Raw genomic sequence first — 10,007 nt, forward strand, 5'->3', positions numbered from 1 at the left:
AGGGCATCGTGCCGCAGATGAAGGCCACCCCGGGGATGCCCGAGCGGCAGGCCGTCGCCCGCCGGCAGGAGCGGGTGCGGCACATCCTGCACACCCTGCCCGAGGCCGCCCAGCAGGCCATCCTCGAGTCCTTCGAGGAGACCGGCGGGACGCACGCCGCGCCGGCCTACCCCGAGCATTCCTTCCGCGACGACGACACGCAGGTCATCCCGGCGTACCCCGGTCACGGGTACGACGAGTCCGCCCGCCACAGAAGCTAGGAGCACACATGGGGGTCGGATCGGGCACCAGCTCGTTCGTGCGTCCGATACACGGTGCACTCACCCAGGCCGGAAACATCGTCGAGTTGTTCGTCGACGTCGTGCGGAACACCTTCCGCCGGCCGTTCCAGTTCCGCGAGTTCATCGAGCAGGCGTGGTTCATCGCGAGCGTCACGATCCTGCCCACCGCCCTCGTGGCAATCCCGTTCGGCGCTGTGGTCTCGCTGCAGACCGGGTCGCTGATCAAGCAGCTCGGCGCGGAGTCGTTCACCGGCGCCGCCAGCGTGCTGGCCGTGATCCAGCAGGGCAGTCCCATCGTGACCGCGCTGCTGATCGCCGGCGCGGCCGGCTCCGCGGTCACCGCCGATCTCGGATCGCGCACCATCCGCGAGGAGATCGATGCCATGGAGGTGCTCGGCATCAACCCCGTGCAACGCCTGGTGGTCCCGCGCGTGCTCGCGATGGTTCTCATCGCGCTGCTGCTCAACGGACTCGTCTCCGTCGTCGGCATCGCCGGCGGCTACTTCTTCAACGTGATCCTGCAGGGCGGTACCCCGGGCGCCTACCTGGCGTCCTTCTCGGCCCTCGCCCAGTTGCCCGACCTCTACGTGGCCGAGATCAAGGCGGCGATCTTCGGTGTCATCGCCGGCGTCGTCGCGGCCTACAAGGGCCTGCACCCCGGTGCCGGACCGAAGGGGGTCGGCGAGGCCGTCAACCAGACCGTCGTCATCACCTTCCTTCTGTTGTTCTTCGCGAACCTGATCCTGACGATGGTGTACCTGCAGATCGTTCCGGCGAAGGGATCCTGACTCGATGACAATCGCAAAGGGCCGCGGAGACGTCATCTGGCTCCGCGGGCGCAGAATCGTGCGCGCTCCTCTCGACATGCTGGATCGGGCAGGCGACCAGATGTCGTTCTACGCGCGGGCCATCGCGTGGACCCCGCGCACCCTCGTCCACTACCGCAAGGAGGTGCTGCGGCTGCTCGCCGAGGTCACCTTCGGCAGCGGCGCGCTCGCCGTCATCGGCGGCACCATCGGTGTCATCGCCATGATGTCCGGTTTCACCGGCGTCGTCGTGGGTCTGCAGGGCTACGCCGCCCTTGAGCAGCTCGGCTCCTCGGTGCTCACCGGCTTCCTGTCGGCGTACGTCAACACGCGTGAACTCGCCCCGATCGTCGCGGCCCTGGCGCTGTCGGCGACGGTGGGCTGTGGCTTCACCGCCCAGCTCGGTGCGATGCGGATCAGCGAGGAGATCGACGCGCTCGAGGTGATGGCGGTGCCGTCGGTGCCGTTCCTCGTCACCTCCCGGATGATCGCCGGTTTCGTCGCCGTCATCCCGCTGTACATCATCGGCCTGCTCGCCGCGTACCTCGCGACACGCGTGATCAGCACCCTGTTCAACGGGCAGTCGTCGGGTTCGTACGACCACTACTTCAATCTGTTCCTGCCGCCCGAGGACGTGCTGTACTCCTTCGGGAAGGTCCTCGTCTTCGCCTTCTTCCTGATCCTCATCCACTGCTACTACGGCTTCAACGCCAGCGGGGGACCCGCGGGCGTCGGCGTGGCCGTCGGCCGTGCGGTGCGCACCGCGATCGTCACGATCGCCGTGCTCGACTTCTTCCTCAGCCTCGCCATCTGGGGCACCACCACGACCGTGAGGGTGGCCGGATGAACCCGACTCCCTCGACCCTCAAGCGGAGGGTTCTCGGCCTGCTGTTCTTCGTCGTGCTGGGTCTGTTCCTGTTCGTCACCATCGCGATGTACAACAAGACGTTCAAGAAGGTCGTCGAGGTGGACCTCGTGACCGACGAGGTCGGCAACGCGCTGCCGATGAACGCGGACGTGAAGGTGCGCGGACTGATCGTCGGCGAGGTCCGCGGCACGTCGGCCGAGAGCGGGACGGTGACCGCACATCTCGCGCTCGAACCGGACAAGGCCGGCCTGATCCCCGCGAACGCGACCGCACAGCTGCTGCCGAAGACGTTGTTCGGGGAGCGTTACGTCTCGCTGATCCTCCCGGACCGGCCGGCGCGCCCGATCCAGGCGGGGGACACCCTGATGCAGGACACGAGCGCCGAGACCGTCGAACTCGGCGAGGTGCTCGACGGGCTGCTGCCCCTGCTCGAGGCCATCCCACCGCAGGATCTCGCGAACACCCTCGGCGCCCTGGCCCAGGGCCTGAGCGGCCGCGGCGAGACCCTCGGGCAGACCGTGGACCGGCTCGAGCAGGTGTTCCGCGAGGTGAACGTGGAGCTCCCGGCCGTGCAGGAGGACCTGCGCGGGCTCGCGGACTTCTCCCAGACCTACTCCGACGCCGCGCCCGATCTGATCAGCGCCCTCGACAACCTGCGCACCACCGGCAACACCGTGGTGGAACAGGAGAACCAGCTCGAGACTCTGCTGGTCACGGCGACGGGGGCGTCGTCGGCGACCGCCGGGCTGCTCGAGCAGAACGCCGGCTCGATCATCAGCATCGCCGCCGACTCCAAGCAGGCCCTGCAGTTGCTGGCCCGGTACTCGCCGTCGTACCCGTGCATGCTGAAGGGCTTCGCCGACGCGGCACCCGCGGCTGCGGGGGTGCTCGCGGCCGACGACCCGTTCCCCGGCGTGCGGGCGAGCGTCCAGTTCGTCAATCCGAAGGGCCGGTACCTGCCGAACCAGGACGAGCCGCGCCTGCTCGACGTCCGCGGCCCCACCTGCTACGACAACGTCACGGCCCCGGGCCGGTTCTTCCCGCAGTACCCCGGCGGTTCGATCAACGACGGCTCCTACCAGGTGCCGTCCCGCAACCCGGGCCCGGAGACCATGTCGTACTTCCCGGCCCCCGAGGGGTCCGGGGTGCCGGACGACGTCGGCGAGCTGATCGGGACGACCCCGGCGACGACGCAGGTCTCGTACACCGGGTCGCGGGCCGAGCAGGACGCCCTCGGCGTCGTGTACGCGGAGGCGACGGGCATCGCGCCCGAGGACGTGCCGACCTGGACGACGCGCCTGGGCGCGCCCGCACTGCGTGGAACGGAGGTGAGCTTCCGATGAGAGGCCTGGCAGCACCGCTGATCAAGCTGATCGTCTTCGCCGTGGTCACGATCCTCGCCACCGGAATGCTCGCGGCGACCATCGCGAGCCTCGGCGGCGGCGGAGGCACGAAATTCCACGCGATCTTCACGGACGTGACGTCGCTCAACGAGGGCGACGACATCCGAATCGCCGGCGTCCGCGTCGGCCAGGTCGAGAAGATCGAGATCGTCGACCGGCGCGAGGCGCGCGTGACGTTCTCGATGTCCGACCGGGACTGGCTGCCCGCCGCGACGACCGCGACGATCCGCTACCGGACGCTCGTCGGCCAGCGCTACATCGCCCTCGACCAGGGCGAGGGCATGCAGGGGATGAAGCTGACCGGCGGCGACACCATCCCGCTGGAGCGCACCAAGCCGGCCGTGAACCTGACCACCCTGTTCAACGGGTTCCGGCCCCTGTTCCAGACCCTGAGCGCCGAGGACGTCAACACGCTGTCGTCGCAGATAGTCCAGGTGTTCCAGGGCGAGGCCGGAACCATCGACGACCTGGTGCGCACGACGGCGAGCCTGACCAACACGATCGCCGACAAGGACCGGGTCATCGGTGCGGTCATCGACAACCTGAACTCGGTGCTCACCAACATCAACGAGCGGGACGATCAGCTCGACTCGTTGCTCGTCAACACGCAGGCGCTGGTCAGCGGGCTGGCCGCCGACCGCGACACGGTGGGTGCGGCTGTGCAGTCGCTGGCCGGGCTGACGGACGCGACGGCCGATCTGCTCGAGCCGACCCGGCCGGCCATCGCCGGCTCCGTCACGGCGGTGCAGCAGCTCGGGGCGAACCTGAACAGCAACCGCGACGCGGTCGACGAGGTCCTCGCCACCCTTCCGGTCAAGCTCGAGAAGCTGGGCCGGGTCGCGAGCTACGGGTCGTGGTTCCAGTTCTACCTGTGCGGCATCGACGTGATCGCCGGCCCGGGTTCGGTTCCGTACCTGAACCTGCCGACCGGCCTGCCCACGGTGAACCAGCCGATCTACACCAACGCCGCCAAGCGGTGCACGCAGGACGGGATGCAGGAGTTGCAGGGACGATGAGCAGACGTCGCAGTCCGGCCGTGTCCGGCGCCCTCGGGATTCTCGTGGTCCTGCTGGCCACCCTGTCGGCGTTCTTCCTGGATTCGCTGCCGATCATCGGGGCCGGCGCCACCTACCGCGCGGAGTTCACCGAGGCGGCCGGCCTCAAGCCCACCAACGAGGTGCGCATCGCCGGAGTCAAGGTCGGTCAGGTCACCGACATCGAGCTCGACGGGGACCGGGTGCTCGTGTCGTTCAAGGTCAAGGACGCCTGGCTCGGCAACGACACCTCGGCCTCGATCCAGATCAAGACGATCCTCGGCCAGAAGTACCTCGCCCTCGAGCCGCGGGGCACCGAGGTGCTCGACCCGGATGATCGGATCCCGTTGTCGCGCACCGTAGCCCCGTACGACGTGATCGAGGCGTTCTCGTCCGCGGCCACCACCCTGGGCGAGATCGACTCGGAACAGCTGGCCACGAGCTTCGACACGCTCTCGGAGGCGTTCTCGCAGACACCGGACGACATCCGGGCCTCGCTCGACGGAGTCACCCGGCTCTCGCAGACCGTTGCGAGCCGGGACCAGGAGCTCAAACGGCTGCTCGAGGCGACCGGCCGGACCTCGCAGATCCTCGCCGACCGCAACGCGGAGTTCAACCGGCTGATCAGCGACGGCGCCCTGCTGATCGCAGAACTCAACAACCGGCAGCAGGCCATCTCGCAGCTGCTGACGGGCACGCAGCGGCTGTCTGCCGAGCTGACCGGTCTGGTCCGCGACAACGAGGCGACGATCGGCCCGGCGCTCGACCAGCTCCGGGGAGTGGTGCAGATCCTGCAGGACCGCAACGACGATCTGGACCGCGCGATGAAGCTGTACGAGCCGTTCGTCCGGCTGTACTCGAATGTCGTCGGCAACGGCCGCTGGTTCGACCAGGTCGTCGTGAACCTCATTCCGCCCGGATTGCCGGAGATCCCCGGATACCGCGATCCGGTTCGCACGTTGGGAGAGAACTGATGTCGCATGCCGAGTCCGGTGGCGGCTCACGGCGCGGCCCGATGGTGCTGCTGATCGCCGCGATCACCGCGGCCGTGGTACTGATCGCCGGTGTGCTGTGGTGGGTCTTCAACCGCATGGGAACCACCGAGATCACGGCCTACTTCGACAAGGCCGTCGGGGTGTACGAGGGGTCCGGTGTCCGGGTCCTCGGCGTCGAGGTCGGCAAGGTCACCGCGGTCGTCCCCGAAGGGGACCAGGTGCGGGTGGACATGCGGGTCGACCGCGGCGTCGACATCCCCGCCGACGCCAAGGCCGTGCAGATCACCCCGTCGGTCGTCGCGGACCGCTACGTGCAGCTCGCCCCGGTGTACACCGGCGGCGAGACGATGGCCGACGGCGCCGTCATCCCGCGGGAACGGACCGCCACCCCGGTGGAGGTGGATCAGCTGTACGCCAGCGTCGACGAGCTGTCGCGGGCGCTCGGTCCCGAGGGTGCCAACAAGGACGGCGCCCTGACGCGCTTCGTGGAGACCGGCGCCGAGAATCTCGAAGGCAACGGTGCCGCGCTCGGCCAGACCATCGAGCAGCTCTCCGCCGCGTCGCGCACGCTCAACGAGTCGCGCGGCGACCTGTTCGGCACCATCGAGAACCTGCAGATCTTCGTGTCCGCGCTGGCGGCCAACGATCAGCAGGTGCGCGAGTTCAACGCGCAGTTGTCGGACCTGTCGGGCTATCTGGCCGGCGAGCGGGAGAATCTCGGGCTCGCGCTGAACCAGCTGTCGGAGTCGCTCGGGGTGGTCGCGCAGTTCGTCAACGACAATCAGGCGGCGTTGAAGGACAACGTGGACGCTCTGGTCCCGGTGACGAACAACCTTGCCGCCAACCGGGATTCACTGGTGAACTCGCTGACCCTGCTGCCCCTGGCGGTGAGCAACCTCGTCAACTCCTACGACGCGGAGTCCGGGTCGCTCGCCTCCCGCCTGGTGGTGACCGATCTGCAGGATCCGGCGGGCGTGATGTGCAAGCTCATCGACCTCGGTCGGCTCGTGCCGGGTGACCCGAGGTTCGAGCAGCTCGGCCGGCAGATGCAGCCGCTGATCGATCAGTGTTCCGGCCTCGCCGAGCAGATCACCAACGACGTCCGGACGCCGGATCTGATCCTGCCGTTCGGCGTCCTGAGCGGCGAGAACATCCAGCGCCGGGTGGTTCCCGGCACGGTGCCCGGTGTCGAGTCACCGCGCCTGGACCTGGAGAGGGGCGGACAGTGAGACGCTCGGCGATTCTCGGTGCCGGGGCCTGCGTGACGGCCCTGGCGGTGTCGGGGTGCGGCGGGGCCGCGAGCCTCCCCCTGCCCGGTGGTGCGGACGTCGGGTCCGACCCGATCCACGTGACCGTGCAGTTCGACGACGTGCTCGACCTCGTGCCGCAGTCCACCGTCAAGGTGGACGGCGTGCCCGTCGGCCGGGTGGAGACGGTCTCCGTCGGTCCCGACGGGTGGACCGCCGACGTCGGGATCGTGGTCGACTCGGCAGTGGAGCTGCCGGCCAACGCGTATGCCGCGGTGGAACAGACCAGTCTGCTGGGCGAGAAGTTCGTCCAGCTCAGTCCGCCGCCGAGCGACCCGTCGCGCGAACTGCTCGCCGACGGCGACGTCATTCCGCTGGACCGGACCCGGCACGCCACGGAACTCGAGCCCGTGCTCGGCGCCCTCTCGCTGCTGCTCAACGGCGGCGGCGTCGGCCAGCTGCAGCCGGTGGTCGAGGAGCTGTCCACCGCGTTCGAGGGCCGGGAAGGCACCACGAAGAGCCTTCTGCAACAGGCGGATCGGCTCATCGACGGTCTCAACCAGCAGCGCGACGACATCACCCGCGCCCTCGACGGCCTCGATGTGCTCACCGTCCGGGTCGCGGAACAGAACGACCGCATCGCGGCGATCCTCGACGACCTGCCGGTGGCCACCGCGGTGCTCGAACAGCAGCGGCCCCAGCTGACCGAACTGCTCGGTCAGCTCGACCGCCTGGGGACGGTGGGCACCGACGTGCTCGACCAGTCCAAGGAGGACCTCATCGCCGACCTGCTGGCCCTGCGCCCCACCCTGCAGCAGCTCGCCGCTTCCGGCGACGATCTGGTGAAGGCGCTGCCGTTCATCCCGACGGTGCCGTTCCCCGACGGGGTCGAGAAGATCGCCCTCGGTGGCTCGGTCAACCTGTTCCTCGCCGTGGACCTGCAGATCGGGGACGCGCTGGCCTCGCTCGGCGTCGGTCAGGGCGAGCCGGTCTACCGGCAGCCGAAGTTCGGCGAGCCCAAGCCCGTCGTGGATCCGTCGAACCCGTACTACAACGGCAACGGGCCGAGGCCGGGCTGGCCGACGGTCTCGCTGCTGCCGGTGCTGCCGGCGCCGAAGCTGCCCGTGGGACTCGAACTGCCTCCGGGGGTGACGCTGCCCGGTCAGCCGGCCGCGGCGGCGGACACCGGCGACGACCCGGCGCCGGCCAATCCGCTGGAGGGCCTGTTGAACCAGCTCGGAGTCGGGGGAGGGCGATGATGAGATCGCGAATGCTGCGGATACAGCTGGTCGCGTTCGTGGTGATCGCGCTGCTCGGGGTGGTGTTCGTCGGCGCGCGGTACGTCCGCCTCGACAACCTGCTCGGGTTCGGGCAGTACACCGTCCACGCACGGTTCGCCGATTCGGGCGGCATCTTCACCAACGCCGAGGTCACCTACCGGGGCGTGCCGGTGGGGCGGGTCGGCGAGCTCGGCCTGACCGAGGACGGCATCGACGTCACGCTGCTCCTCGACAACGGCGGGCCGCAGATCCCCGCGTCCACCCGTGCCGTGGTGGCGAACCGGTCGGCGATCGGCGAGCAGTACGTCGATCTGCAACCGGATACCGACGAGGGCCCCTACCTCGAAGCGGGATCGGTCATCGGCCAGGACGCCACCGACGTGCCCGTGCCCGTGCAGGACCTGCTGGTGAGCACGAACGCGCTCGTCCGGTCGGTGCCGGTGGACTCGCTGCGCACGGTGGTGACCGAGCTGGGGGCGGCGTTCGACGGCCGCGGTGGCCAGCTGCAGACCCTTGTGGACTCCCTGGCCCAGCTCAGCGACGCCGGAGTGCAGTACCTGCCGCAGACGGTGTCGCTGATCCGCGACAGCCAAACGGTGCTCGACACCCAGTCGGTGCAGGCGTCGGCGATCCGGCAGTTCAGCGCGGATCTGGACCTGGTGACCGCGCAGCTGCGCGACAGCGACCCGGACGTCCGTCGCCTCCTCGAGACCGGGACGGCGGCGAGCGAGGAGCTCACGCAGCTGGTCGCGGACTCGGGCCCCGGCCTGACGGCGAACCTGACGAACCTGGCGCTGCTCGGCGACAAGCTCGGCCCGCAGGCCGTCGCGTTGCAGCCGCTGCTCGCGTTCCTGCCGGCCGTGGCGGCCAGCGCCGGGACGGTGGCGCCCGGCGACGGCACGGTCCGGCAGGGCATCCTGCTCGAGACGAACAACCCGCCGTCGTGCACCCTCGGGTACGAGGGCACTCAGGCGATCCTCGACGAGATGCAGCGCCGGGATCCCAACTTCGACGACACCCAACAGGACTTTCCGTTCAACACGGAGGCGTCCTGTGAGGCCCCGCAGGGCAGCGTCACCGGCGTGCGGAGCGCGAACCGGATCGTGTTCGCCGACCCGGCGACGATCCAGCCGTGGGACTTCACGCCGAAGCAGGATCCGGACAAGCTCAATCTGAATCCGATCGCGACGCAGCTCGCGCCGTTGCTCGGAGTCACCCCGAAGTAGGTAAGTAGGTTGGTGCAGTGACCGCAGACACGACGTCCCGTCCCCCGCAGACGGCGGGGGCGGGCGGCGACAAGATACGCAGGATCGTCCTGGCAGTGGTGAGCGTGCTGGCGGTGATCGCCCTCGTGGCGGCCGCCTGGTTCGGCTTCGGATGGGGGCGGGCCCTGCTCGCCGACCGCCCGACGGCCGATGCGCGGGACGCCGCCCTGTCCGGGGCGATGCAGGCCGCGATCAACCTCAACAGCGTCGACGCCGCCGACGTCGACCGGTCGATCGAGAACATGCGTTCGTCGATCACCGGTGAGGCCCTGAACAGCGACCTGGCCGCGACGGAGCAGCAGATCCGTCAGCAGGTGGCACAGACGGGCACGGGAATGTCGGCGAACGTGCTGTTCGGCTCCCTGACGGCGCTGGACACGGACGCGAACACGGCGAACGCCCTGATCGTCCTGGCGGTGAAGACCACCTGGCCCGACAACTTCGTCGAGAACAAGGTCACCGTGAACGTGGCGATGCGCAAGGACGGCGACATCTGGAAGGCGGAGACGATCCAGCCGCTGGACTCGGTGCAGCTCGGCGGCGGGCCCGTGGAAGGAGCGCAGCAACCCGCGCCGCCGGCCGATCCCGCGCCCGCCCCGGGCGCTCCTGCGCCTGCACCGGCCGATCCCGGATCCGCCGGAGGCGAGTGAGCCATGAAGGAGAGTGTGTAGTGCCCCCGCAGCGTCGCAAGCCCAATCCGATGGGTCCCCCGAGGGGCCGGCGGCCCAAGATCGCGGGAACGGGCCTGTCCCTTATACACATCTCCAAAAAAAAAAAAAACAAACCCTAAGAAAGCTGATGCAAAACAAAACTAGAAACGAAAAGCGA

At 69.0% G+C, this 10,007-nt stretch carries 9 protein-coding genes and 1 pseudogene; all 10 read left to right on the forward strand.

The window, feature by feature from the left end:
• A pseudogene (locus tag G6039_RS28915) lies at window positions 1-260 on the forward strand (ABC transporter ATP-binding protein); the annotation flags it as partial.
• Between the two features lie 8 nt (window positions 261-268).
• On the forward strand, window positions 269-1,069 hold the full coding sequence (locus G6039_RS28920) for an MlaE family ABC transporter permease (protein WP_006931311.1): 801 nt from the start codon (window positions 269-271) through the stop codon (window positions 1,067-1,069).
• Between the two features lie 4 nt (window positions 1,070-1,073).
• Entirely contained in the window at window positions 1,074-1,934 is an 861-nt protein-coding gene (locus G6039_RS28925) for an MlaE family ABC transporter permease (protein WP_029545068.1), read from the forward strand.
• Entirely contained in the window at window positions 1,931-3,298 is a 1,368-nt protein-coding gene (locus tag G6039_RS28930; RefSeq protein WP_006931309.1) for an MCE family protein, read from the forward strand. Before G6039_RS28925 ends, G6039_RS28930 begins: the two co-directional genes overlap by 4 nt.
• Window positions 3,295-4,374, forward strand: a complete 1,080-nt coding sequence (locus G6039_RS28935; protein WP_006931307.1) for an MCE family protein — start codon at window positions 3,295-3,297, stop codon at window positions 4,372-4,374. Before G6039_RS28930 ends, G6039_RS28935 begins: the two co-directional genes overlap by 4 nt.
• Window positions 4,371-5,366, forward strand: a complete 996-nt coding sequence (locus tag G6039_RS28940; RefSeq protein WP_003937627.1) for an MCE family protein — start codon at window positions 4,371-4,373, stop codon at window positions 5,364-5,366. The genes G6039_RS28935 and G6039_RS28940 overlap by 4 nt, the downstream gene beginning before the upstream one ends.
• The gene (locus tag G6039_RS28945; RefSeq protein WP_006931305.1) at window positions 5,366-6,616 is read left to right on the forward strand and encodes an MCE family protein; all 1,251 of its coding nucleotides are present in this window, start codon (window positions 5,366-5,368) and stop codon (window positions 6,614-6,616) included. Before G6039_RS28940 ends, G6039_RS28945 begins: the two co-directional genes overlap by 1 nt.
• Window positions 6,613-7,893 (forward strand): MCE family protein, encoded by a 1,281-nt coding sequence (locus G6039_RS28950; RefSeq protein WP_006931303.1) that lies wholly within the window; start codon window positions 6,613-6,615, stop codon window positions 7,891-7,893. The genes G6039_RS28945 and G6039_RS28950 overlap by 4 nt, the downstream gene beginning before the upstream one ends.
• Window positions 7,893-9,140, forward strand: coding sequence for an MCE family protein (locus tag G6039_RS28955; protein WP_029545063.1), 1,248 nt, complete (start codon window positions 7,893-7,895; stop codon window positions 9,138-9,140). The genes G6039_RS28950 and G6039_RS28955 overlap by 1 nt, the downstream gene beginning before the upstream one ends.
• A 95-nt stretch (window positions 9,141-9,235) precedes the next feature.
• Window positions 9,236-9,829: a hypothetical protein gene (locus tag G6039_RS28960; protein ID WP_043800607.1), complete on the forward strand. Its 594-nt coding sequence runs from the start codon at window positions 9,236-9,238 to the stop codon at window positions 9,827-9,829.
• The last annotated feature ends 178 nt before the right edge of the window (window positions 9,830-10,007 follow it).

The organism is Rhodococcus aetherivorans, assembly GCF_011058165.1.
In the GTDB taxonomy this organism is placed as follows: domain Bacteria; phylum Actinomycetota; class Actinomycetes; order Mycobacteriales; family Mycobacteriaceae; genus Rhodococcus; species Rhodococcus aetherivorans.